The organism is Streptomyces sp. NPDC005963 (assembly GCF_040638655.1).
Lineage (GTDB): Bacteria > Actinomycetota > Actinomycetes > Streptomycetales > Streptomycetaceae > Streptomyces.
The window spans coordinates 37,578-61,212 of record NZ_JBEXVD010000016.1; the positions used below are offsets into that span (position 1 = coordinate 37,578).

The 23,635-nt window shown below is 69.9% G+C and carries 18 protein-coding genes; 4 read left to right on the forward strand and 14 right to left on the reverse strand.

From position 1 onward, the window contains the following. Positions 1 to 499: 499 nt before the first annotated feature. Positions 500 to 1,447 carry a 2-hydroxyacid dehydrogenase gene (locus tag ABZ348_RS21300; protein WP_358935283.1) on the reverse strand — a complete coding sequence of 316 codons (948 nt, stop codon included), beginning with the start codon at positions 1,445 to 1,447 and terminating at the stop codon, positions 500 to 502. Between the two features lie 264 nt (positions 1,448 to 1,711). Here ABZ348_RS21300 and ABZ348_RS21305 point away from each other — a divergent pair, with 264 nt between their 5' ends. The 3 genes from ABZ348_RS21305 to ABZ348_RS21315 all read left to right on the forward strand — a co-directional run bounded on the left by ABZ348_RS21305 (position 1,712) and on the right by ABZ348_RS21315 (position 4,667). Next, a complete protein-coding gene (locus tag ABZ348_RS21305; RefSeq protein WP_358935285.1) occupies positions 1,712 to 2,884 on the forward strand; it encodes an aldo/keto reductase in 1,173 nt (390 codons plus the stop codon). A 266-nt stretch (positions 2,885 to 3,150) separates the two neighbouring features. Continuing rightward, a complete protein-coding gene (locus tag ABZ348_RS21310) occupies positions 3,151 to 4,308 on the forward strand; it encodes a PQQ-dependent sugar dehydrogenase (RefSeq protein ID WP_358935287.1) in 1,158 nt (385 codons plus the stop codon). Between the two features lie 14 nt (positions 4,309 to 4,322). Then, the gene (locus ABZ348_RS21315) at positions 4,323 to 4,667 is read left to right on the forward strand and encodes a DUF6191 domain-containing protein (RefSeq protein WP_358935288.1); all 345 of its coding nucleotides are present in this window, start codon (positions 4,323 to 4,325) and stop codon (positions 4,665 to 4,667) included. Between the two features lie 193 nt (positions 4,668 to 4,860). Here the strand turns inward: ABZ348_RS21315 and ABZ348_RS21320 are convergent, their stop codons facing one another. The 6 genes from ABZ348_RS21320 to ABZ348_RS21345 all read right to left on the reverse strand — a co-directional run bounded on the left by ABZ348_RS21320 (position 4,861) and on the right by ABZ348_RS21345 (position 13,033). Next, a complete protein-coding gene (locus ABZ348_RS21320) occupies positions 4,861 to 7,965 on the reverse strand; it encodes an AAA family ATPase (RefSeq protein WP_358935290.1) in 3,105 nt (1,034 codons plus the stop codon). Positions 7,966 to 8,025: 60 nt separating this feature from the next. Then, entirely contained in the window at positions 8,026 to 8,196 is a 171-nt protein-coding gene (locus tag ABZ348_RS21325) for a hypothetical protein (protein WP_358935292.1), read from the reverse strand. Between the two features lie 250 nt (positions 8,197 to 8,446). Next, a complete protein-coding gene (locus tag ABZ348_RS21330; RefSeq protein ID WP_358935293.1) occupies positions 8,447 to 9,238 on the reverse strand; it encodes a GNAT family N-acetyltransferase in 792 nt (263 codons plus the stop codon). Between the two features lie 72 nt (positions 9,239 to 9,310). Beyond that, entirely contained in the window at positions 9,311 to 9,961 is a 651-nt protein-coding gene (locus tag ABZ348_RS21335; RefSeq protein ID WP_358935294.1) for a hypothetical protein, read from the reverse strand. 35 nt (positions 9,962 to 9,996) lie between these two features. After that, entirely contained in the window at positions 9,997 to 10,620 is a 624-nt protein-coding gene (locus ABZ348_RS21340) for a GNAT family protein (RefSeq protein WP_358935295.1), read from the reverse strand. 184 nt (positions 10,621 to 10,804) lie between these two features. Next, positions 10,805 to 13,033 (reverse strand): MMPL family transporter, encoded by a 2,229-nt coding sequence (locus ABZ348_RS21345; RefSeq protein WP_358935297.1) that lies wholly within the window; start codon positions 13,031 to 13,033, stop codon positions 10,805 to 10,807. A 297-nt stretch (positions 13,034 to 13,330) separates the two neighbouring features. On the opposite strand from ABZ348_RS21345, the gene ABZ348_RS21350 reads away from it, so the two are divergent. Then, positions 13,331 to 14,230, forward strand: coding sequence for a hypothetical protein (locus ABZ348_RS21350; protein WP_358935299.1), 900 nt, complete (start codon positions 13,331 to 13,333; stop codon positions 14,228 to 14,230). Between the two features lie 155 nt (positions 14,231 to 14,385). Here ABZ348_RS21350 and ABZ348_RS21355 read toward each other — a convergent pair whose 3' ends face one another. From ABZ348_RS21355 to ligA, 7 genes are all read right to left on the reverse strand, one after another. Continuing rightward, on the reverse strand, positions 14,386 to 14,640 hold the full coding sequence (locus tag ABZ348_RS21355) for a chaplin (protein WP_358935301.1): 255 nt from the start codon (positions 14,638 to 14,640) through the stop codon (positions 14,386 to 14,388). Positions 14,641 to 14,881: 241 nt separating this feature from the next. After that, positions 14,882 to 16,393: an Asp-tRNA(Asn)/Glu-tRNA(Gln) amidotransferase subunit GatB gene (gatB, locus tag ABZ348_RS21360; protein ID WP_358935303.1), complete on the reverse strand. Its 1,512-nt coding sequence runs from the start codon at positions 16,391 to 16,393 to the stop codon at positions 14,882 to 14,884. A gap of 16 nt (positions 16,394 to 16,409) precedes the next feature. Further along, on the reverse strand, positions 16,410 to 16,649 hold the full coding sequence (locus ABZ348_RS21365) for a hypothetical protein (RefSeq protein ID WP_358935305.1): 240 nt from the start codon (positions 16,647 to 16,649) through the stop codon (positions 16,410 to 16,412). Next, on the reverse strand, positions 16,646 to 18,139 hold the full coding sequence (gene gatA, locus ABZ348_RS21370) for an Asp-tRNA(Asn)/Glu-tRNA(Gln) amidotransferase subunit GatA (RefSeq protein ID WP_358935307.1): 1,494 nt from the start codon (positions 18,137 to 18,139) through the stop codon (positions 16,646 to 16,648). Before gatA ends, ABZ348_RS21365 begins: the two co-directional genes overlap by 4 nt. A gap of 5 nt (positions 18,140 to 18,144) precedes the next feature. After that, entirely contained in the window at positions 18,145 to 18,441 is a 297-nt protein-coding gene (gene gatC, locus ABZ348_RS21375) for an Asp-tRNA(Asn)/Glu-tRNA(Gln) amidotransferase subunit GatC (protein WP_250918118.1), read from the reverse strand. Between the two features lie 462 nt (positions 18,442 to 18,903). Next, positions 18,904 to 21,090 carry a bifunctional diguanylate cyclase/phosphodiesterase gene (locus ABZ348_RS21380; RefSeq protein WP_358935309.1) on the reverse strand — a complete coding sequence of 729 codons (2,187 nt, stop codon included), beginning with the start codon at positions 21,088 to 21,090 and terminating at the stop codon, positions 18,904 to 18,906. Positions 21,091 to 21,420: 330 nt separating this feature from the next. Further along, complete coding sequence (gene ligA / locus ABZ348_RS21385; RefSeq protein WP_358935487.1) at positions 21,421 to 23,604, reverse strand: NAD-dependent DNA ligase LigA; 2,184 nt, start codon at positions 23,602 to 23,604, stop codon at positions 21,421 to 21,423. Positions 23,605 to 23,635 lie beyond the last annotated feature (31 nt).

Below are 23,635 nucleotides of genomic sequence, written 5' to 3' on the forward strand. Positions count from 1 at the left end.
CCGGTGGGGGCCAGTGGTTCGAGCTGCGGCGGCCGGTGACCCGAGGGAGGCGATCACCAAAGTGATGGCCGGGCTGCTCCCAGGGCGGCGGGGTGCCCGGCCGGGGAACGCGACCGCACGGGCGCCCCTGGAGGGAAGGGGTGCGACGACCGCCGTGGTGATGGCGCCGGGCTCTGGATCGTGCGAGGGTCGTCGTCGACGTCCCTGCCTGATGGGATCTTGGGTCCACTGGCCGTGCATCGCCCGTCGCCCCCCTCAAAAGTCTGATTGGCAGTCAGGTCGCGTCAGCGCACCGCCCCTTGCCGGTGCAGCCCCCAGGTCCGGACGATACACCAGAATCGTCACTCAGGGACATAGTTCCTCTACTCTGAGTGACCATCAATCGCCACTGCGGCGCGCAGGGCGATCGGTTGACTTCTTGTGGTTTAACCGGGCTGCCAGTGGTTCGGAACGGCCGCGTCCTTGGGGCTACGGGACCTCCATCGGGGCTCACCAGCCATTACTCCGTGGTCAGTACGACATTCTGCATGGGCTCACCTGCGATGAAGGCGCGGACCTGGGCCGCGAGCAACCTCTTGGCCCGCGGCAGGAAGGCCGATGTGGAGCCGCCGACATGGGGGCTGATGAGCACTCCGGGTGCGTGCCACAGCGGGTGGCCCGGAGGGAGCGGCTCGGGGTCGGTGACATCGAGGGCGGCGGTGATGCGGCCGGTCGCCACCTCTGCCAACAGGGCTTTCGTATCGACGACCGGTCCCCTGGCCACATTGACCAGGACCGCCCCGTCCTTCATCCGGGCCAGGAATTCGGCGTCCACCAGTCCCCTGGTGTCCTCCGTGAGCGGAGTCGAGAGGATCACCACATCGGCGTCCGGGAGCAGAGAGTGCACTTCGGTGAATGGGCGCACTTCACCGCGCGCCGTAGTGCGGGCAGAGCGCGCGATGCGCGACACCCGCGCGCATTCAAAGGGCGCAAGCCGGTCTTCGATGGCCGCGCCGATCGATCCGTAGCCGACGATCAGCACGGAGCGGTCGGCGAGCGCCGGATAGAACCCTGCCCGCCACTCCTCCCCGTCCTGGCCGCGGACGAAGCCGGGGATGCCGCGCAGCGAAGCCAGTACGAGGGTCAGGGCCAGCTCGGCCGTCGAGGCGTCGTGGACGCCCTTGGCGTTGCAGAGGCGCACCCCGGGGTGCAGTGCGCTCAGGCCCGGCTCGACGTGGTCGATCCCCGCCGAGAGGGTCTGGATGACCTGTACGGACGTCATCGCGGGGAGCGGGATCAGCGCCACCCCGGGCTGGAGGTAGGGAACCGTGTAGAACACGCAGTCGGCAGGATCGGCCGGCAACTCCGGTCCTCCGTTCCAGAACCGGTAACGGAACCCGGTGCCGTCCGTCGGGGGCAGCCCGTCGATCTCGTCGGCCGGAAGGGAGAGCCATATGTCTGCGGTCATGGTCACGAGGCTAAGGCCTTTCCCTCGGAACGGTCCGGGGCGGGTGGGGCGGGCGGTACGACTCCGGTGATGCGCCGGGCGGGAGGAAGGCCCGTGCGGTGGGGGGCGTCTCCCGCACCGCGTCGTGGTCCGCCGCGGGGAAGCGCGGTGCAGGGGGCGAACCCACCAAGATCAGGAAGAAGGCCCCGGTCGTCGGGAGCCGGGGCGAGGAGGGATGGTCAGCATTGGTTAGTTTGGGGGCGACCGAGGGAGGGATACGGGCAGTTGGAGCGCAGGACGATCGGCGCGGCGGCGCTGGCGGTGGGCGCGGTCGGACTCGGGTGCATGCCGATGCACTGGGCCTACACCGCCTCTCAACGGCACGGGGAGCAGTCGCTGCGCACGGTCCACGCCGCGCTCGACACCGGCGCCACACTCCTGGACACGGCCGACATGTACGGGCCGTTCACCAATGAACTCCTACTGGGGCGCGTACTGCGGGAGCGGCGGCGGGACGCCTTCGTCTCCACCAAGGTCGGCCTGCTGGTGGGCGACCGGCACGTGGTGGCCCACGGGCGCCCCGGTTACGTCAAGCGGGCCTGCGACGCCTCACTGCGACGGCTCCAGACGGATGTGATCGACCTCTACCAGTTGCACCGCGCGGATCCCGAGGTTCCGGTGGAGGAGACCTGGGGGGCGATGGCGGAGCTGGTGGGCGTGGGGAAGGTGCGCGCGCTCGGCTTCTGTGCCCTGGGCGCGCACGGGGCGGGGGCAGGATCGGCGGCGTCGGACGCGACGGCGCGCAGCGGCCGGTGGCGCGGCACGGCGCGCTCGGCGGGTGTGGGAGAGGTGCCTCACGCCGGCCCCGCATCCGGTGGCCAGGTGGGCCGGATGCAGCCGGGTTCGGGCGGCGCGGGTACCGCGTCGCCCGTGGGCCCCGGCGCGAGCGGCCCGGTGCACGCACATGCGGGAACGATCCGCCTGTTGGAGCGGCTCCAGCAGGTGTTTCCGGTGAGCACCGTCCAGGCCGAGCTGTCGGTGTGGGCGCCGGAGGCACTGGAGCGTCTGGTTCCGTGGTGCGAGGCGCGCGGTATGGGCTTCCTCGCCGCAATGCCGCTGGGGAACGGTTTTCTGAGCGGCACCCTGACACCGGGGCAGGGGTTCGAACCGGACGACATCAGGGCCCGGCATCCGCGGTTCACCGCGGAGATGATGGCGGCGAACCAGCCGGTGGTTTCCGGTCTGCGACGAATAGCGGCGCGCCACGGAGCGGGCACCACACCCGCTCAGGTGGCGGTGGCGTGGGTGCTGGCGCAGGGGCGGCACGTGGTGGCGGTGCCGGGGACCAAGCGGGTGGAGTGGGCGGTGGAGAACGCCCGGGCGGCGGGGCTCACGCTCTCGGCGCGCGATCTGGACGAGATCGGCGGACTGCCGCGGGCCAAGGGTTCGTGGGACTGACGGGCACGGTCGACGGGCGGTAGTCGGTGGCGGACGCGGGGACGAGACCGGGGCGGGCCGGTACCGGCAGCGGGCAGTAGGCAGCGGCAGGAAGTGTGGCGCGAGGTGTCGGGGCGGGCGGGCAGACGCTGCGGGCGGCGGGGCGGCGGCGATCTCGTGGCACGCGAACGGGAACCTCGGGAGGGCGGGCGGTGTAAGAAGGGTAGTGAGGCAGCTCTTGAGCCGTCGAAGGGATCGAAACTGTGCAACGTCGGCAAAAACCCGGTGTGGCGTCCGTGCTGACCGTACTGGCGGCGCTGGTGGCCACGGGATGCTCGTCGGGCGGTGATGGCCAACTGTTCGAACCCAAGCGGGACGGGTCAGCCTCCGCCTCGTCCCCGGCCTCGTCCGGTGGCCCGAGCGGAGACCCCTCGGTTTCCGCTCCACCGGCGAAGGGCTCGGTCAAGGTGGTCTCCACCGTCACGGAGAACTTGAAGTCCCCGTGGGGCGCTGCCGTCCTGCCCGGCGGTGACCTCCTGGTCGCCTCTCGGGACGAGGGGACGATCACCCGCGTCGACCTGGAGTCGGGGAAGCAGACCGAAGTCGGTTTGGTGACGGGGGTGGCACCCGGTGGTGAGGGCGGGCTGTTGGGCCTGGCCGTCTCGCCGTCGTTCGCTGCGGACAGATCGGTGTACGCCTACTTCACGACCATGGGGGACAACCGCATCGCCCGCATGTTGCTCGATGAACGCAAGCCCCCGGGCGAGCAGTTGAGTGCACCGGACACCGTGCTGCGGGGCATCCCCAAGGGAGCTGTGCACAACGGCGGGCGGATCGCCTTCGGCCCGGACAAGATGCTCTACGCGGGCACGGGCGAGACCGGCGAGACCGGACTGTCGCAGGACAAGGAATCGCTGGCCGGCAAGATCCTGCGGATGACACCCGACGGCCAGCCGGCCCCGGGGAATCCAGAGGCGGACTCCCTGGTGTACTCCCTGGGTCATCGCAATGTGCAGGGCCTCGCCTGGGACGCGGACAAGCGGCTCTGGGCCGCCGAGTTCGGCCAGAACACCTGGGACGAGCTGAATCTGATCGAGCCGGGCAAGAATTACGGCTGGCCCCAGGCCGAGGGCAAGACGGGGAAGCCCGGACTGGTGGACCCGGTGGCCCAGTGGCCCACCGAGCAAGCATCCCCGAGCGGCATCGCCTATGCGAAGGGGTCGATCTGGATGGCCGGGCTCCGGGGCGAACGGCTCTGGCGGATTCCCCTTGCGGGTAAGGAACCTTCGGCCGAGCCCCAGTCGTTCGTGGAGGAGAAGTACGGCCGTTTGCGTACGGTGGTGGCGACCGGCGACTCGCAGCTCCTGCTGATCACCAGCGAGACGGATACCCGGGGCACGCCGGGGCCGGGCGACGACAAGGTTCTCCGACTAGAGGTGACATAGGAGGTGGCTCGTCGATGGCTTCCGGCTTCTCCGGGATCTCCGCGTGGGACGAGGTCTTTGCTCCGGGCAACAAGCACCTGGCCGACGAACGAAAGCGTCTGGCCCTAACCAGAACGCAGGTCGGTGACAGCGATCCCGCCCGAGGGCCGATCGATCTGACCTCGGGCAAGGTGACCGTGCGCGGCGCCGCCGGGCCGGGTCCAGTCGGCTCGGACGCCGCCCGCTCGGATGCCACACCACCGTCAGCGGCCCCCGTCGACTGCCCAGCGCTCTCGTCCGACTCATCGACGGCTGCGGTCCTTCCGCCGGTCCCACGGGTGCATCGTGGTCCGCTGGATCTCGGAGAGGAAGACCGCTAGGACATCCTTCCGCTCCTCCATGGATCGCCCGTCGGCACCGACGACCGAACCCGGTGGACCGCACGGGGTGCCGGCCAAGCGGTCGGTTCGGCATCGAGGTCGGGAGTTCAGTTCGGCGATCGGCGATCGGCGATCCATGGTGGGCGGGAGAGCGGCTTGGATCTCAGCCCGCGATCGCCCGCGATCGATCGGGTCAGGGTGAGGGCTGCCCCTCCTCCAGGGCAGGGAAGAGCCGCAGCCGATGGGCGAGTGCCGCCGCCTCCACCCGGCCGGAGACACCGAGCTTCGCCAGGATGTTGGAGACATGGACGCTCGCCGTCTTCGGCGAGATGTACAGCGCCTCCGCTATCTGCCGGTTGCTGCGCCCGGCGGCGACCAGCGCGAGGACATCGACCTCCCGGGGGGTCAGTCCCAGTTCCGGACCGGCCGGAGCCGCAGGGCCCGGCGAAGCGGTCGGAGCCGGGAGGGCCGTGGATGCGGCAGGGGCTGCCAGTGTGACCCTCGCCCGTTGGGCCAGGAGCGCGATCTCCTGGCAGAGCGGCTCCGCGCCGAGTGCCCTGGCGGTCTCGGCGGCATGGTCCAGGAGCTCCGTGGCACAGGCGCGCTCGGCCGGAAGGAGGGCCTCCGCGACGCGCAACCGCACCAGGGCCAATTCGTGCGGGTAGTCCAGCAGTTCAAAGGCGGACTGGGTCCGCGCCCACTCCCGGGCGGTGTCGCGGCCCTCCGCGCGCAGGAGTTCGACCCGGACCCAACTGTCGTACGCCAGCCAGACGGGTGCTCCGGTGATGACGCTCCGGGCAGCGTCCCGGACCAGCTCAACCGCTGCGGCGCGGCCGGGTTCCGCGGCGGGCAGTCCGCGCGTATCGGCCTCCAGGGCGGCCATCGTGCGCAGCAGCGGCCAGGCGTAGCGCTGGACACCGGCGGGGAACCCGCCCTCCGTGACCCGTCGGAAGTGCTCTCTCGCCTCCAGCACCCGCCCCCTGGCCACCTCGATGCCCACCTCGATCGCATCCAGTCTCAGGGAGCTGTGGAGCAGGGGATCGTGCGTTCCGAAGTGGTGCCTGGCGGCATCGAGGTGCTCCGCGGCCCTGTCCGTCTCGCCCTGGGCGAGGGCGAGTTCGCTGAGCCGGGTGGCGGCGTACCCCCGCGGTTTCGGGCTGAGTGCGATCCGCAGGGCACGCTCGGCCGCGTCGCGCATCTCGTCCCAGCGGCCGAGCGAGTAGTAGGACTCGGCGAGGTTTCCGAGGACCCATGACTCGTTGTCCCGCAGACGGTAGTGGCGACAGAGCTCAAGTCCCTTGAGGAGCACGTCCACCGACTCCTGGGAACGGCCCACCCCTTCCAGTGCGGACGGCAGGTTGATGTGCGAGGCGGCGATCAACGACGGGAGCCCCCGCGCCACGGAACACTCCGCCACCCGGTACATCTCGGCGAAGCCGCGCTCAAGGTCACCCGCGTCCACGAGGAGTCCGCCGAGGGCGAGGCGGGCGAGGAGTTCGTTCTCCACGCCCCCGACCATCTGGGCGTAGGCGACGGCCCGCTCGGCGTCTGCGAGGTCGTCCGGGCCCGACGGTCGCAGCCGGCTCCAGTTCACCGTGGCGGCCAGCACCTCGGCGTGTGCGGCGGACGGCGGCAAGCCCCGTACCAGTTCCTTGGCCTCGTGGAGTTCGGCGAGACCGTCGCCCCTGCCGAGGGCCGAGATCAGTCGCGAGCGCTGGACAGCGAACCACGAGGCCCGCAACGGGTCCTCCTCCGACAGCGCGAGCCGCTGACCGCGCTTGGCGATCTTCAGTGCCCGTTCGCGTTCGCCGCAGAGCCGGCCGGCGACCGTGGCCTCCGCCATCAGATCGAGGAAGCTCAGCGGAGTCGTCTCCAGGTCGCGGCTGGTCGGCGCGCACTGTCCCACGCAGTCCAGGGGCGAGAGGGCCGCGCGCACCGACTCGGCGACGCCGTCCCACAGCTCCATGGCGCGTTCCAGCAGGCGCAACTGCTCGGCGTAGGCGTGGCGCCGCCATGCCTCGACCGATGCGTCCAGTACGGCGGGGAGCGCCTTCGCGGGATCGTGCGCTTGGTACCAGTAGCTGCCGAGACGCATGGCGCGCTCGTCGTCCCGGACGAGCTGCGGATCGGCCTCCAGCGCTTCGGCGTAGCGGCGGTTGAGGCGGGACCGTTCACCGGGCAGAAGGTCGTCGCTGACCGCCTCGCGGGCGAGGGAGTGGCGAAATCGATAGCCGTCGCCGTCGGCCGTGGCCAGCAGGATGTTCGCGCCGACCGCCGCTCGCAGCGCCTCGATCAGATCGTCCTCGGGAAGTCGGGCGACGGCGCACAGCAGTCCGTACTCCACGGTCGAACCGCCCTCGGCGAGGATGCGCACGATGCGCTGGGCGTCCTCGGGAAGTGCCTCGACCCGGACCAGCAGGATGTCACGCAGTGAACTGCTGAGCCCGCCGGCGCAGTTGTCGGCGATACTGCGCGCCAACTCCTCGACGAAGAAGGCGTTGCCGTCGGAGCGCTCGTAGACCTGCTCGACGGTCTCGGGGTCGGGCTCGGAGTCGAGGATTCCGGCGAGTTGGCAGTGGACCTCGTCCCGGGTGAACCGGGTCAGTCCGATCCGTTGCACGGTCCGCAGCCGGTCCAGTTCGGCCAGCAGCGGGCGCAGCGGGTGGCGGCGGTGTACGTCGTCGGACCGATAGGTGGCGATGACGACCAGCCGTCCACGGCGCAATGTGCGGAAGAGGTAGGCGAGGAGGTTACGGGTGGAGGTGTCGGCCCAGTGCAGGTCTTCCAGGACGAGGACGACCGTGCGATCGGTGGCCAGTCGTTCCAGGAGGCGCGTGGTCAGCTCGAAGAGGCGCGCGAGGCCCTCGTCGTCCTGGCGGTCCCGCTCGCCTTCGGGCCGATCGGCGAGTTCGGGGAGGAGTCGGGCGAGCTCCTGCTCCTGGCCCGCTGCCGCCGCGGCCAGCTCTTGCGGAAGCAGGCGGTTGAGTGCGCGCAGGGCCGTGGAGAAGGGCGCGAACGGCAGTCCGTCCGCGCCGATCTCGACGCATCCGCCGATCGCGACGACGGCGTCGCGACGGCAGGCTTCGGCGGTGAGTTCCTCGATGAGTCGGGTCTTGCCGACCCCCGCTTCACCTCCGACGAGCAGTGCTTGCGGCACGCCGGGGCGTGAGCCCCCCGCTGCCCCGCCGGCTCGCACCAGGGCGTCGGTGAGCGCGGACAGCTCCGGCGCGCGCCCGACGAACACGGGGCTGATCGACCTGTTCTCCACGAGCCCGAGCATCGCACAGGGCTCTGACATGCGTTTGTGGTGCATCGGGTTTCGTCGGGTGCGTGGTGGCGGGGCGGCCCGTGGCCGGGCTCAGGCGACTTGTACGAAGCGTTCTTCGGGGCCCGTCACCGGGCCCTCCCCTTCCGTGGTCGCCGGTCTCTCTGCGCGCCGGGCGCGGCGTGCTTCACGCGCCAGGCGATGGGCTTCGGCCGCCTTGATCAGATCGGCTCGGCGGATCTCCTGGAGTCGGTACTCGAACATGGTGCCCTCCGTGGGGTCGATGAGGTGGTGTGTGCCACCAATCTCTTCTCCCAGGGGGGTGCACCGCATCGGGCCGCTGCCCCATCTTGGGTGCGGAGGGGGCCTTAGGGACCGTGGGCAGGGGCCTTATGCGGTACCGGCGGTGCTGGGGCCGGTGCACGGACGGGTAGGTCATCCGTCACGGCCGACAGTGAGCTGACGTACCGTCATAGGGCCGTTCGGGCAGCTGGCGAGCCCGTTTCCGTACCGGCTATCGGCTCGCTGCGGACCATACGTAGGGCGTGGTGGTGGTCAGCGGGGTGAATCCGATGCGGGCCAGGATCGGACGGCTCTGATCGGTGGCGTCCACCCGCAGGAAGCGAGCACCGCGCTGTGCTGCGGCGGTGGCGCGATGGGCGACCAGGGCTCGGTAGATGCCCCGGCCCCGCCACTCGGGCAGGGTGCCACCGCCCCACAGCCCGGCGAAACCGGTACCCGGTGAGAACTCCACCCGGGCCGCGCTGACCGGCTGGTCACCCGCCATGGCCACGGTCATCAACACGGTTTCGAGGCCCAGTTGTCGAAGCAACCGAGCTCGGAGGGTGCCGGGATCGGTACCGAAGGCCGCCCGGTGCACCTCCGTCACGAGTGTCACTTCCTCGGCGGTGGTGACGTCGACCAGAGTGATCCCTTCCGGTGTCGGCGACTCCGCTACGACGGCGCGGGCGAGGTCGTCCAGGACCGCGACCATGACCGTTTCTGACGGTTCCGGAACGAATCCGGCCGTCCGCAGTCGCTCGCCGAGGTCGCCGGGTTCGTCATGGCCGTACAGCGTCCATTCGAAGTCACGCCGCAGCCCCGCGAAGTGACGCACCTGATCGGCGATGGCCGCATCGGCCGTTCCGGGGGCGAGATCGGACCAGAGGACACCGTTCCAGTCGCCGGCGGCGCCGGTCTGCCGTACGACGGCTCCGACGCGCTCGACCACCGCACCGGGGGCGTCGGGGCGTGCCTCCACGCGCAGTTGTCGGTCGAACAGGGCGAGGAGGTCGTTCTGGTGCATCGGAGCAGTGAAGCAGAGGTCCGGGCGCCGCGCGACCGCCGTTCACGAGCGGGCGGGCGGCGCCACGACGCCTCAGGAGCCGGCTGCGGGCAGGCTGAGGATGAGATCGAAGTACATGGCGATCGAGATCAGCAGTCCGAGCCCACCGAGCACGGCACCGCCCAACCCGAAGGCGCGCACCCAACCGGGCTTGCCGGGACGGGTGAGCACGGTCAGGCCGACGATCAGGGCGACCAGCGCGAACATGCCGTTCACCAGGGCGGTGGCGTGCCAGGCGTCCCCGTACAGCGCGGATATCCGTTCAGCGGTGCTGCCGCCCTCGGCGGTCTCGATCTGTCCGAGGAGCGTCTCCCGCTCGGCGGCGACCCGACCGGTCCAACTGCCGGTGAGGCCGACGATGCCGAGGCCGGCAGCGACGACGCCCGCGGCGGCGGAGAGCAGACCGGAGGAGCCGGCGACGGCCGCCGCTTCCTCCTCAAGGTCCTCGTCGGCCTCGTCGGCTTCGTCAGAAGCATCGGTGACATCGGCGGCATCCGGGGCGTCGCTGGCCCCGGCGGCATCCGGAGCCGCGGACACATCACCGTCGGAGTGCGTCGTCGGCCCGTCCTGGGTGGCCGTGGCGGTCGCCGTGCCCTCCTCGGCGGAGGGTGTGGCCGCGGCCTCTCCCCCGGCCTCCGGGGTCGCCTTCGTACCGTCCGTCTTCTCGGTGTCCTTGGTGTTCATAGGGCGCACGCTAGGCGCCCTATCTGAGAGTCCCCTTAACGCGATGCGTCTGAGCCGCCCGGGCGGCCCCCCTGAGCACTTTTCGCTACGGGAGTGTCCGTTTCCTGACGGTTCCATTCAGGCGCCAGCACGGACCACACCTCCAGGTCGTTGCGGACACCGCGATGGGGGTAGGCCTGGCGGAGCACGCCCTCCCGGGTCATGCCGAGGCGCCGCGCCACCTTGATGCTCGCGACGTTCCCCGCGGAGACCACCCATTCGATCCGGTGCATCCCGCGCTCCCGGACCGCCCAGTCGACGATGACACGCACCGCCCGGGTGACCAGTCCACGGCCCACGGCCGCGGGTTCGAGCCAACAACCCGCCTCGCAGGTGCCCGTCGCGGCGTCGAAGGTACGGAACAGGACCCCGCCGACCAGTGTGCCGTCCAGCCAGATGCCATGGATCCGGCCGGTGTCAGCGGCCTGCTTGTCGGCGTAGGAACGGAGGTAGGCACGGGCCGATTCCATGTCGGTGACGACGTCCGGGAGACCGATGTAGGTGCCGATGTACTCCCTGCCGCGGTCCATGTGGGCCAGGAACTCCGGGGCCTGCCAGGGTTCCAGGGGGCGCAGGTGCGCCGTCTCGTCTCCCGGGGTCTCCAGGGGCACGGCATACATGGTCGGCTTCCTTTTCTGCATGGATTCGTCGCATGGATTCGCGGCATGAACTCTTTGCATGCGCTGCATGGATTCGCTGGGGGGAGTTGTCCGCGCGGGCTCTTGGTGCGGGCCGTGTGGCTGGCATGGACAGTGTGGGCGGTGTGGCTTCCGGGAGCGGTTGTGGACTGCGGCCGGCAGACGGCTACGGGACGAGTTGTTCGTCGTCGCTGGGCCGCCGCTGGAGCTCAACCGCCGCGTCGCCGCTCCGCGGCTCGACGGTGATCTTCGGCAGCATCCGGTCCAGCCAGCCCGGCAGCCACCAGTTCGCCCGTCCGAGCATATGCATCAGGGCCGGCACCAGCAGCGTCCGCAGGACGAAGGCGTCGAGGGCGACCGCCGCGGCGAGCGCGATCCCGAACATGGCGATGACCCGGTCGCCGCTGAGGACGAAGGCGAGGAAGACCGAGATCATGATCACCGCCGCGGAGTTGATCACACGACTGGTTTCGGCCAGGCCGACGCGTACGGCCCGCCGGTTGTCCCCCGTCTCCAACCACTCCTCGTACATCCGACTGACCAGGAAGACCTGGTAGTCCATGGAGAGGCCGAAGAGGACGGAGACCATGATGACCGGGAGGAACGGTTCGATGGGACCGCCCGGTCCCAGTCCGAGCAGTTCGCTGCCCCAGCCCCACTGGAAGATCGCGACGACGACGCCGAAGGAGGAGGCGACGGCCGCCACGTTCATCGCCGCCGCCTTCAGCGGGATGCCGACCGAGCGGAAGGCGACCAGCAGCAGCAGACAGCCGAGCGTGATGACGACCCCGACGAACAGCGGCAGTTTGTCGACTATGACGGCCGCGAAGTCGTCGTAGCCGGCGGTCACCCCGCCGATGTGGACGGTGAGCGGGCTGCCGTCCACGGCTGCGGGCACCAGGTCATCGCGGAGCCGGTCGACGAGTTCGCTGGTGTCCTTCGACTGGGGCGACGAGGTGGGGACGACGGTGACCACGGCCGTGTCGCCATCGGCGTCGTACGTGACCGGCCCGACCGAGGCGATGCCCTCCGCCCCCCTCAGCGCTTCGGGCAGCCGCTGCATCGCGAGCCGCTCGGCGCTGCCGTCCAGCCGGGAGACCAAGGTGAGCGGACCGTTGACCCCCGGGCCGAAACCGCCGGCGCCGCCTTGGTCGGGGCCGCCGTGGGCCAGCAGGTCATATGCCTTGCGGGTGGTGGACGTGGCCGGACTGTTGCCCTGGTCCGAGGTGCCGAGGTGGAGGGAGAGCGTGGGCAGCGCGAGGACCGCCATGACCACCACGGCAACCACGGCCAAGAGCTTGGGATGGCGCTCCACGTAGGCGGACCACCGGGCGGCGAACCCGGTCGGGAGTTCCGGGCGCGGCCCGCGCTCCGCCAGCCGGCGGCGCTCCCGGCCGCTGAGGGCGCGCATCCCGATGTACGACAGCAGGGCGGGCAGCAGGGTCACGGACGCCGCCACGGTCAGGACGACCGTGAGGCTCGCGGCTATGGCCACGCCGTTGAGGAAGTCGAGCCGCAGGATCAGCATCCCGAGGAGGGCGATGCAGACGGTGGCGCCGGCGAAGACCACGGCGCGGCCGGTGGTGGCGACCGCCTCCCGGGCGGCGTCGGGGACCGACATGCCGGCCCGCAGGCCCTTGCGGTGTCGGGTGACGATGAACAGCGCGTAGTCGATGCCGACGCCGAGCCCGATCAGCATTCCGAGCATGGGCGCGAAATCGGCCACGGTCATCACATGGCCCAGCAGGGCGATGCCCCCGTACGCGGTGCCCACGGAGACCAGGGCGGTGGCGATGGGCAGCAGACTGGCCGCGAGCGAGCCGAAGGCGAGGAAGAGCACGAGGGCGGCGACGGCCACCCCGACCGCCTCGGCGAGGTGCCCGCTCGGCGCCTCCATCGGGCCGACGGCCGTACCGCCCAGTTCGACCTGGAGGCCGTCCTCGCGAGTGGCCTGCGCGGTGTCCACGACGTTCTGCACATGGGCGTCCGGGACGTCGCCGAGACCTTGTTCGAAGGTGACGGAGGCGTAGGCGGTGCGTCCGTCCGGGCTGATCTGGGCGGCTCCCACGGGATCGTAGGGACCGCTGACGTCGGCGACGGATTCGAGTGCGGCCACCGCGTCGAGCATCCCCGACATCTTCTGCTGGACGTCGGCGTCCCGGACGCCGCCCTCATCGACGTGCCAGACGATCGTGCCGCCGTCACCGCTCTGGTGCGGGAAGCCCTCGGCGAGGAGTTCCGCGGCCCGACCGGATTCGGTGCCCGGGACCTCGTAGTTGTTGGAGTACGCCGTTCCCGTGGCGCCTGCGGCAGCCGCGACACCCGCACAGGTCAATGCCCAGAGCAGCACGGTGACGAGTCGGTGCTTGATGCACCACCGGGCGATCGCTGCCAACGGACTGCTCCCTGGGTGGTTCCTGGATCTTTATCGGAAACGACCCGCAAAGAACGCATGACCTACGGAGACACTCTGACAGTCAATGGTGATCCTTTGTCCGTTCGAGCACCATTCGTGGGCTTACTCACAGTGGCAACTGAGCCAAGATGGATCAGAAGTGAACAAGGAGGTCAACGTGACGGGGCTTACGCAGTACTTACTTTGACCTCAACATGACAGAAATGGCCAACTACTGACCGTAAACGACCCTTTGTGCAACGGGTGTTGTCAGAGGCGGCTGGCACGATGGACGGCATGGAGACCACGGGGACCAATCAGCCGATCCTCCGTCCGAGCGAGGCAGCCGAGTTCGCCATGGCACTGCACGAAGCCCCCGGCGCCTACCTCGGATACGGCCCCGTACCGGTGCTCGCGCACGCGCCGCACACCACCCTGCGGATGCGCCGCGAAGCGTTCCGCGAGGTGTACGGGGCGATCGTCGCCCGTATCGGAGAACCCACCCTCTACGGCGGCTCGGCCTCGGGCCCCCATGTCCGCTGGCGCGACGCCGAACGCATCGTGCTGCTCGCCGGCCGCCCGCACGGCGCAGAGCTCTCGGTGCATCGCACCGACGCCCTGGAGGCCGAGGAGATGCGGATCTTCCAGTGGGGCGGTGCGTGGTCGGCCGACGAACAGCACGACTTCGACCTCCTCCCCTACATCTGGCAGCTGGACCGCAGCGGGCCCGGAGAGCCGCCGACCGAGCGCACCGCCGGTCGCATGGCATCGAGCCTCAGACACTTCGAAAGCGCGCTCACACTGCTGCTCACCGCCTGGGTGGAGCAGTTGGCCGTCCAGGTCGGCGGGGACTGGGCGGGCTTCAGTCTGACCAGCGGGGCCGACCGCGGACGCCAGATACACGTCTCCTACGCCCTGGCCGAAGGACTCCAGGTGTCGGTGGACGATCGGGACGGCGAAGACGGCGAGGAGCGTGCGCGCATGATGCAGAACCGGGGCTGGCACTCGTGCGACCGGGGCTGGTGGCAGGCCGAGTTCCCCGAACCGGAGCGGGCCGAAGCGGCGGAGGCAGCCCGCCTCGCCATAGCGGAGCTGCGCGCGCGGGGCACCCGGGAACCCAAGGAGCTGCGGGCACGGGACGTCAGCTGCAAGGACCGGGGAGAGCTGCTGCTCCCCGGCCTCGGGGTGCGGCACTGAAGCGACTCCCAAAACGCGCCGTCCCGTCCGGCTGCGAAGCCGGTTGCCCCGGTCGACCAGATGCCCGAGGGGGGATCTGACGTTCGACGCCCCGCGGACGCCGTCTCGGGACTCACAGCCGCCCGTGTGGCGCCGCCCGGGGCGTCTGGCCGCGATCAGTGTGCTTCGTCGGACGTGTTGATGCACAGGCTGCCGCCGGCGGGGTTCAGCACCCCGAGGAGGACATCGACGGTGTTCCCGCAGATGTTCAGGGGAATGCGGACCGGGATCTGGATGGTGTTCCCCGACAGCACGCCCGGAGAGACCGCAGCAGTGCCGTCGGCGTCGCTGCCCGCTGCGGCGGTCCCTGCGCCGCCCAGGATCGCACCGGCGACCAGTACGAGTGCGACGGCTGTGGTGCGGAGGTTCATCAAGGTCTCCCCTCGGTGGACGACAGAGGAGGCCATGCAACGGCGTCCGCGCCACTTCGGACGGGATTCACCCCCCGGTGGGCGGGTCACCCCACCGGCGAGCCCCACGGTTGGCCAGCAGCGGGCGGACTCACCGCTGCGCGCCTCGACCCGCTGAACTCGGGGAAACGGCAAGGGTCTTGCCGCACTCTCCGTGCGACAAGACCCTTGAACCGATCATCGCGGACGGAGCCGCCGGTGCTCAGCCTTCGCTGACCCCGAGCTTCTCCAGGATCATTTCCTTGACGCGGGCGGCGTCAGCCTGGCCGCGCGTGGCCTTCATGACCGCGCCCACCAGCGCGCCCACGGCCGCCACCTTCCCCCCGCGGATCTTGTCCGCGACGGCCGCGTTCGAAGCGATCGCCTCGTCGACTGCGGTCCCGAGGGCGCCTTCGTCCGAGACGACCTTCAGCCCGCGCTTCTCCACGACGGTGTCCGGGTCGCCCTCACCCGCGAGGACACCCTCGATGACCTGGCGGGCCAGCTTGTCGTTGAGGTCCCCGGCGGCGACCAGCGCCGTCACCCGAGCGACCTGCGCCGGAGTGATGGGCAGTTCGTCCAGGGCCCGGCCGGACTCGTTGGCGTTCCGGGCGAGCTCGCCCATCCACCACTTGCGGGCCTGGTCGGACGGGGCACCGGCCTCGGTGGTCGCGACGATCAGATCCACCGCACCGGCGTTGAGGATCGACTGCATGTCGTGCTCGGAGACGCCCCAGTCCTCGCGCAGCCGCTTGCGGCGCAGGCGCGGCAGCTCGGGCAGACCCGCGCGCAACTCCTCCACCCACTCCCGGGGCGGGGCCACGGGCACGAGGTCGGGCTCCGGGAAGTACCGGTAGTCCTCGGCGTTGTCCTTGATCCGTCCGGAGGTGGTGGAACCGTCCTCCTCGTGGAAGTGACGGGTCTCCTGGACGATCGTCCCCCCGGCGCCCAGTACGGCCGCATGCCGCTGGATCTCGAACCGGGCCGCGCGCTCGACACTGCGGAGCGAGTTGACGTTCTTCGTCTCGCTGCGCGTGCCGAACGTCTGGGTGCCGTTGGGCCGCAGGGAGAGGTTCACGTCACAGCGCATCTGGCCCTTGTCCATCCGGGCCTCGGAGACGCCGAGCGCCCTGATGAGCTCGCGCAGCTCGGCGACGTACGCCTTGGCGACCTCGGGGGCCCGCTCGCCCGCGCCCTCGATGGGCTTGGTGACGATCTCGATGAGCGGGATGCCGGCGCGGTTGTAGTCGAGCAGCGAGTGGGAGGCGCCGTGGATGCGGCCGGTGGCGCCGCCGACGTGGGTCGACTTGCCGGTGTCCTCCTCCATGTGCGCGCGCTCGATCTCCACGCGGAAGACCTCACCGTCCTCCAGTTGGACGTCCAGATAGCCGTTGAAGGCGATCGGCTCGTCGTACTGGGAGGTCTGGAAGTTCTTCGGCATGTCCGGATAGAAGTAGTTCTTCCGGGCGAAACGGCACCATTCGGCGATCTCGCAGTGGAGCGCGAGGCCGATCTTGATGGCGGACTCGACGCCGATCGCGTTGACGACCGGGAGCGAGCCGGGCAGGCCGAGACAGGTGGGGCAGGTCTGCGAGTTGGGCTCGGCACCCAGCTCGGTGGAGCAGCCGCAGAACATCTTCGTCCGCGTACCCAGCTCGACATGGACCTCAAGGCCCATGACGGGGTCGTACTCGGCCAGAGCGGCCTCGTACGACACCAGTTCAGTGACGGTCACGGTGAAACTTTCCCTCTCAGCCGAACAGGACGTCGTCGTCGCCGATGCGCTTGAGCTCGCGCACCAGCAGGGCGACGCCGGTGACGATGGCGGCGGCGGAGATCGCGGCGTCGAGCAGCCGGAGCGTGTCGTGCTCGCTGCGGGCCTTCTTCGCCTGCTTGAGCACGCTCACCGCACCGAAGGCGGTGGTCCCGATCGACAGGTACGTCCCGGTCTTCGACTTCTTGAAGCCCTTGGCCTTGGTCAGTGCGCTCACAGCGACGGTGCCTCCTCCAGCAGTGGGTGACCCCACCTTTGCACGAAGGCGGCCTCGACGGCGGCGCCGACCTTGTAGAGCCGGTCGTCCTTCATGGCGGGGGCGATGATCTGTAGTCCGACCGGGAGGTTGTCCTCCGGAGCCAGCCCGCAGGGCAGCGACATCGCCGCATTGCCGGCCAGGTTGGTCGGAATGGTGCACAGGTCCGCAAGGTACATCGCCATCGGGTCGTCCGCGCGCTCGCCGATGGGGAACGCCGTGGTCGGAGTGGTCGGCGAGACGATCACGTCGACCTGCTCGAACGCCTGGTCGAACTCCTGCTTGATCAGCGTCCGGACCTTCTGGGCGCTGCCGTAGTAGGCGTCGTAGTAGCCGGAGCTCAGTGCGTACGTACCGAGGATGATCCGACGCTTGACCTCGTCGCCGAAGCCGGCCTCACGGGTGAGTGCGGTGACGTCCTCGGCGGACTTCGTACCGTCGTCGCCCACGCGCAGGCCGTAGCGCATCGCGTCGAAGCGGGCGAGGTTCGAGGAACACTCGGACGGCGCGATGAGGTAGTAGGCGGAGAGCGCGAGGTCGAACGAGGGGCAGTCCAACTCGACGATCTCGGCGCCCAGCGACTTCAGCAGCTCGACCGACTCGTCGAACCGCTGCACCACGCCGGCCTGGTAGCCCTCGCCGCGGAACTGCTGCACCACGCCGACCCGCATCCCCGCGACGCTGCCGTTGCGCGCCGCTTCGACGACCGGCGGCACCGGAGCGTCGATGGAGGTGGAGTCCAGCGGGTCGTGACCGGCGATGACCTCGTGCAGCAGGGCTGCGTCCAGCACCGTCCTGGCGCAGGGGCCGCCCTGGTCGAGGGAGGACGAGAAGGCGACCATGCCGTAGCGGGAGACCCCGCCGTAGGTGGGCTTGACGCCGACCGTGCCGGTGACGGCCGCGGGCTGGCGGATGGAGCCGCCCGTGTCCGTGCCGATGGCCAGCGGTGCCTCGTACGAGGCGAGCGCGGCACTGGAGCCGCCGCCGGAGCCGCCGGGGATGCGCGTCAGGTCCCAGGGGTTGCCGGTGGGGCCGTAGGCGCTGTTCTCGGTGGAGGACCCCATGGCGAACTCGTCCATGTTGGTCTTGCCGAGGATGACGACGTCGGCCTCCTTGAGCTTGCGCGTCAAGGTGGCGTCGTACGGCGGGATCCAGCCTTCGAGGATCTTGGATCCGACCGTCGTGGGGATGCCCTTGGTCGTGAAGATGTCCTTCAGCGCGAGCGGGACACCGGCGAGCGGGCCGAGTTCCTGACCCGCCGCGCGCTTGGCGTCGACGGCGCGCGCCTGGGCGATGGCACCCTCGCGATCCACGTGGAGGAAGGCGTGCACCTTCTCGTCGATGGCGTCGATCCGAGCCAGATGGGCCTCGGTGACCTCGACGGCCGTGAGTTCGCCGGCGGCGATCTTCGCGGCGATCTCGGCCGCGGAGAGCTTGATGATGTCCGACATCGTGGTTAGTCCTCCCCCAGGATCTGCGGCACCTTGAAACGCTGCTGCTCCTGGGCAGGAGCGCCGGAGAGCGCCTGCTCGGGGGTGAGCGAGGGACGGACCTCGTCCGCGCGCATGACATTGGTCAGCGGCAGCGGATGGGAGGTCGGGGGTACGTCTTGATCGGCGACCTCGGCGACGCGGGCGACCGCGCCGATGATGTCGCCGAGCTGACCGGCGAAGTGGTCGAGTTCCTCGCCGGAAAGCTCCAGACGCGCCAGCCGGGCGAGGTGGGCGACCTCCTCGCGCGTAATGCCAGGCATGCAGCGATCCTCAGGGGTGAGTGCGTGTGGTTTGGCCCAATCCTATGGGGCAGGGGCGGGTGACCACGAAACGGTTCTCCCTCTCGTCACCGTCCTCGCTGCTGTTGGCGTCGCTGCCTCGCCGGCTGTCGCGTCTCCTTCTCGGGCGCCGTCGGTCTGCTTCCGTACGGCCCGGGCTCTGGTTCCGTACGGCCCGGGCTCTGGTTCCGTACGGCCGCGGGGCCTGCTGCTGCCCCCGGTTCCCTGGCGAGAACGGCGCCGTGGGTTCGAAGGACGGGCACCGAACGGCACGGGCTCGGAAGGGCCCGTCACACCTGGAGCTCCGGCGGCCCGGGCGCGCTTGACGGCATCAACACGGAAGCCGGCAGGGGTACGGGAGGTTCTGCGGCGCGCACGGCGCCATGCAGCACCGTCCCGCCGGCCCCGGCAGGACTCAGCTGCGGCCAGGCCATGCGCCCCGGCTCAGGGAACCACCTGTCCGGGGTTCTCCACGGGGGCCGGACTGCTCGGTGCGACCGCGGGCGCCACCGCCGGTGTCGAGGCGGTGACGGGAGCCGGCGCGACGGCCGGTGCAGCGGCGGCGGACTCCACCTGCCGCTGCCAGCCCCGCTCACCCCGCGCCCGGAGCCACGCGGTGGCCTCCTGCGGCGGCATGGCGGCGGCCACCAGCCAGCCCTGCACCGCATCGCACCCCAGATCCCTCAGCCGCTCCCAGGTCTCGTCGTCCTCGACACCCTCCGCCACGACCAGGAGCCCCAGGGAATGGGCCAGGTCCACGGTGCAGCGGACGATCTCCGCGTCCTCGTTGTCCACCGCGAGCCGGGCCACGAACGAGCGGTCGATCTTCAGCTCGCTGACGGGGAGGCGACGCAGGTGGACGAGGGAGGAGTAGCCGGTGCCGAAGTCGTCCAGCGACATCTTGACCCCGTGGTCGGTCAACCCTGCGAGGGTGTCCGCGGCCCGCTGGGGATCCTCCAGCAGAACGTGCTCGGTGATCTCCAGTTGGAGCGAACCCGCAGGAACGCCGTGCCGGGCCAGTCGGGCGGCGACCGAACCCGCGAACCCCGGGGTGTGCACGTCACGCGGGGAGACGTTGACCGCGACCGGCACGTCCAACCCCTGCGCACGCCACCGGGCGACCTGCGCCAGGGCGGTGTCGAGGACGTACTCGGTGAGATGGGGCATCAGGCCGGACGACTCGGCGATCGCGATGAACTCGTCGGGGGGCACCCGGCCGCGGTCCGGGTGGACCCAGCGCACCAGGGCCTCCAAGCCGGCGACGTGCCCGTCGAACCGGACCTTGGGCTGGTAGTGCAACTCGACCTCGCGCGCATCGAGGGCCCTACGGAGATCGCCCAGGAGACCGAGCCGGTCGGGGGTGTTGCTGTCCCGCTTGGACTCGTACACCTCGACGCCCGTGCGATCGCGCTTGGCCTGGTACATCGCCACGTCCGCCCGGCGCAGCAGGCCCTCGGCGTCCAGTGCGTGTTCCGGGAAGACGGCCACGCCGGCGCTGGCCTCCAGCACGAGGGTGAGCCCGTCGAGATCGAGGGGCGAGGAGAGTTCGGTGGCCAGTTGGCGGGCGATGCGCTGCGCGCTGGTGATGGAGTCGGCGGTGGGCAGCAGCACGGCAAACTCGTCGCCGCCGAGCCGGGCCGCCTCGGCGCCGCGCGGTAGGGCGTGCCGCAGCCGCTGGGCTATCTGGAGCAGGAGTCGATCACCCGCCAGATGACCGAGTGTGTCATTGACCGACCGGAACCGATCGAGGTCGATCAGGACGAGCGCGGCGCGCGTTCCGCTGTTCTCGGCGTCCTCCAGGGCGGCCCAGGTCCGCTCCAGCAGCCACTGTCTGTTGGGCAGTCCGGTGAGCGGATCGCGCAGCTGCTCCTCGGCCCGGGCGCGGGCGATCCACAGGGTGGAGTCCAGGGCTATCAGCGGTACCGCGAACAGCGGCAGCAGCAGGGGCCTGGCGACGGCGACCACGCAGATCAGCGGGGCGATCCCGAGCAGTGCCACTGCTATGAGCCCCTGTCGCAACAGGGCCGTTCGGGCGATGGTGGGCAGGCCGCCGCGCTGGGGAGCGAGGACGAACCACAGCAGCAGTCGGGCCACCGCGAGATAGACGGTGGCGGCGATGGCGACTTCATGGGCGGTGCCGATGCCCCAGTCGAGTGGGTCCCAGGGGTCCTTGACGCTCGGTGACGCACCGAACAGGTCGAGGACGAGTGCGGCGGCTCCCAGTCCGAGGATGTCGGCGGAGCCGTGCACGACGCCGTGCCGCCAGCGGTTGCGCCGGGCGGCGCCGACGAGGGTGACGACGGCCAGGCTTACCAGGCCGGCCGGCAGCCAGCCGTAGAGGAGGAGCACGGCGACGGTGAGGGCGGCACCCGAACCGGTGCCGCCCCACCAGCGGTCGCGTCCCAGTGCCACCAGGTGCCCGACGATGATTCCGGTGAGGGCCGCGAAGGCCCAGCCCACCGTGGAGCCGGGGAAGAGGGCATGGCCGTGGCGAACGGCGTCGACGACCCCGGCCGTGAGCACCAGTGCGGCGCAGGCGACCACCACGGCCGGCAGTTGAGGGGCCAGGCCAGCAAGGGCCGCGGATCCGCGCGGCCGTGAGACCGGGGCGGCGCTCTCGGTCGGTTCCATTCCCGTCCCTCTCACAGCCGGCGGTGCCGATGCTTCGCGATGGTTCCCGTTGTCATGCCACCACGACTGAAATCTCATCACGCGAATCTCATCACGCGGCCGTGCACGACAGGCGCACGATTCAACAGTAAGTGGCGGAACGCATTCACGGGCAGCGCTCTACAGCTCTTGCCCGAATGCGACCCGGCCACCCTTATCCATCTGCTATGCGCTGAACGGGTGACCTGTACCCGTCGTTCCGCTAAGGGAGAAGACGGCTTGTTCCCGTCGGATAAGCCTCTTGCCATTTTCTGGGTGTGCCCATCGTTGACGCCGCGTACGCCCCCTGCGTTACTCCTCTTGCGGCACTGCCGCCTCACGCGCCTCTTCGGGCCCTTGTTCGAGCAGGATGACGAACCCGTCCTCGTCCAGAACGGGGACCTTCAACTGCATGGCCTTGTCGTACTTGGAACCGGGGTTGTCACCCACCACAACGAACGCAGTTTTCTTAGAAACAGAACCAGTCACTTTTGCACCAAGGTTCTGGAGGGCTTCTTTTGCGCCATCCCGCGTATACCGCTCAAGCGTTCCGGTCACGACCACGGTGAGACCTTCGAGCGGACGGGGGCCTTCGTCCTCTCCGGCACCCTCCTCCTCCAGCCGTACTCCAGCGGCGGCCCATTTCCGGAGGATCTCCTCGTGCCACGGCTCGGCGAACCACTGCTTGAGCGAGGCCGCGATGATCGCCCCGACACCGTCGGTCGCGGCCAGTTGTTCCTCGGTCGCCTCCCTGATCCGGTCGATGGAGCGGAACTCCCGGGCGAGTGCCTCGGCGGCCACGGGGCCCACATGGCGGATGGACAGTCCGGTGAGCACCCGGGCGAGCGGACGCTCCTTGGCCGCTGCGATGTTCTCCAGCATCCCGACGGCGTTCTTCTTCAGCTCGCCCTTCTGGTTGGCGAAGACCGTGACGATCTTCTCCTGACCCGTCTGCGGGTCCCGCTTGGGCAGACCGCTGTCCTGGTCGAGGACGTACGCCTTGATGGGGAGCAGTTGATCGGCCGTCAGCGAGAAGAGGTCCCCCTCGTCCTGGAGCGGCGGGATACCTGGCTCCAGGGGATTGGTCAGGGCGGCGGCGGCGACATAGCCGAAGTGCTCGATATCCAGGCATTTGCGGCCGGCGAGGTAGAACAGCCGCTCGCGCAACTGGGCCGGGCAGGAGCGGGCGTTGGGACAGCGCAGATCGACATCGCCCTCCTTCATCGGCTTTAGTGCGGTGCCGCAGTCTCGGCACTTGGTAGGCATCACGAACTCCCGCTCGCTGCCGTCCCGCAGGTCGACCACGGGGCCGAGGATCTCCGGGATGACGTCTCCCGCCTTGCGCAGGACGACCGTGTCGCCGATGAGGACGCCCTTGGCCTTGACCACCTCCTGGTTGTGCAGGGTGGCGAACTCCACCTCGGAGCCCGCCACCTTGACCGGTTCCACCTGGGCGTACGGGGTGACCCTGCCAGTGCGGCCGACTCCGACACGAATGGCGAGGAGCTTGGTGTTGACCTCTTCAGGCGGGTACTTCCAGGCGATGGCCCAGCGCGGGGCACGCGTCGTGGAGCCGAGCCGGCCCTGGAGGGGGATCTCGTCGAGCTTGACGACCACGCCGTCGATCTCGTGCTCCATGGAGTGGCGGTTCTCACCGAAGTGGGCGATGAACTCCCGGACCCCGTCGAGACAGTCCACCACCTTGTTGTGCCGGGCCGTGGGCAGACCCCATTCGCGCAGCAGGTCGTAGGCGTGCGAAAGGCGGTCGATGTCGAAACCCTTCCGGGCGCCGATACCGTGCACCACCATGTGCAGCGGCAGGGTCGCGGTGACCCTCGAATCCTTCTGGCGCAACGAACCGGAGGCGGAGTTGCGGGGGTTGGCGTAGGGCTGCTCGCCGGCGGCGACCCGACGGGCGTTCAACTCCTGGAACTCATCCATCGGGAAGAAGACCTCACCACGGATCTCCACCAGCTCGGGGATACGCTCGCCCTGCAAGCGCTCGGGGATGTCAGTGATGGTACGGACGTTCGCTGTGACGTCCTCACCGACCAGGCCGTTGCCCCGGGTCGCCGCCCGGATGAGACGCCCCTTCTCGTAGGTGAGGTTCACGGCGACCCCGTCGATCTTGAGCTCGCACAGGAAGTGGAAGTCCTTGCTCCCGGCCTGCCGCTCCACCCGCTCGGCCCAGGCCACCAGCTCCGCCTCGTCGAAGGCGTTGTCCAGGGACAGCATCTGCTCGCTGTGCTCGACCTTGGTCAGGTCCGTCTCGTAGTCCCCGGCGACCTTCTGGGTCGGGGAGTCGGGCGTGCGCAGCGCCGGGTACTCCCCTTCGAGCGCCTCCAAGGAGCGCAGCAGGGTGTCGAACTCGGCGTCGCTGACGACGGGCTGGTCCTTGCCGTAGTAACGGCGACGGTGCTCCTCGATCTGCTCGGCGAGTTCCGCGTGCTGCTCGCGCGCCCGTACCGGCAGCTCCGCCGACGCCTCCGCCGGCAGTCCCGTCTGCTCTTCGCCAGCCACCGTTATG

Bases quoted from the DNA above. Each gene is read 5' to 3' on its own strand.
- ABZ348_RS21300 (WP_358935283.1), bottom strand. From the start codon at position 1,447: ATGACCGCAGACATATGGCTCTCCCTTCCGGCCGACGAGATCGACGGG.
- ABZ348_RS21315 (WP_358935288.1), top strand. From the start codon at position 4,323: ATGGCTTCCGGCTTCTCCGGGATCTCCGCGTGGGACGAGGTCTTTGCT.
- ABZ348_RS21320 (WP_358935290.1), bottom strand. From the start codon at position 7,965: ATGTCAGAGCCCTGTGCGATGCTCGGGCTCGTGGAGAACAGGTCGATC.
- ABZ348_RS21325 (WP_358935292.1), bottom strand. From the start codon at position 8,196: ATGTTCGAGTACCGACTCCAGGAGATCCGCCGAGCCGATCTGATCAAG.
- ABZ348_RS21330 (WP_358935293.1), bottom strand. From the start codon at position 9,238: ATGCACCAGAACGACCTCCTCGCCCTGTTCGACCGACAACTGCGCGTG.
- ABZ348_RS21335 (WP_358935294.1), bottom strand. From the start codon at position 9,961: ATGAACACCAAGGACACCGAGAAGACGGACGGTACGAAGGCGACCCCG.
- ABZ348_RS21340 (WP_358935295.1), bottom strand. From the start codon at position 10,620: ATGTATGCCGTGCCCCTGGAGACCCCGGGAGACGAGACGGCGCACCTG.
- ABZ348_RS21350 (WP_358935299.1), top strand. From the start codon at position 13,331: ATGGAGACCACGGGGACCAATCAGCCGATCCTCCGTCCGAGCGAGGCA.
- ABZ348_RS21355 (WP_358935301.1), bottom strand. From the start codon at position 14,640: ATGAACCTCCGCACCACAGCCGTCGCACTCGTACTGGTCGCCGGTGCG.
- gatA (WP_358935307.1), bottom strand. From the start codon at position 18,139: ATGTCGGACATCATCAAGCTCTCCGCGGCCGAGATCGCCGCGAAGATC.
- gatC (WP_250918118.1), bottom strand. From the start codon at position 18,441: ATGCCTGGCATTACGCGCGAGGAGGTCGCCCACCTCGCCCGGCTGGCG.
- ABZ348_RS21380 (WP_358935309.1), bottom strand. From the start codon at position 21,090: ATGGAACCGACCGAGAGCGCCGCCCCGGTCTCACGGCCGCGCGGATCC.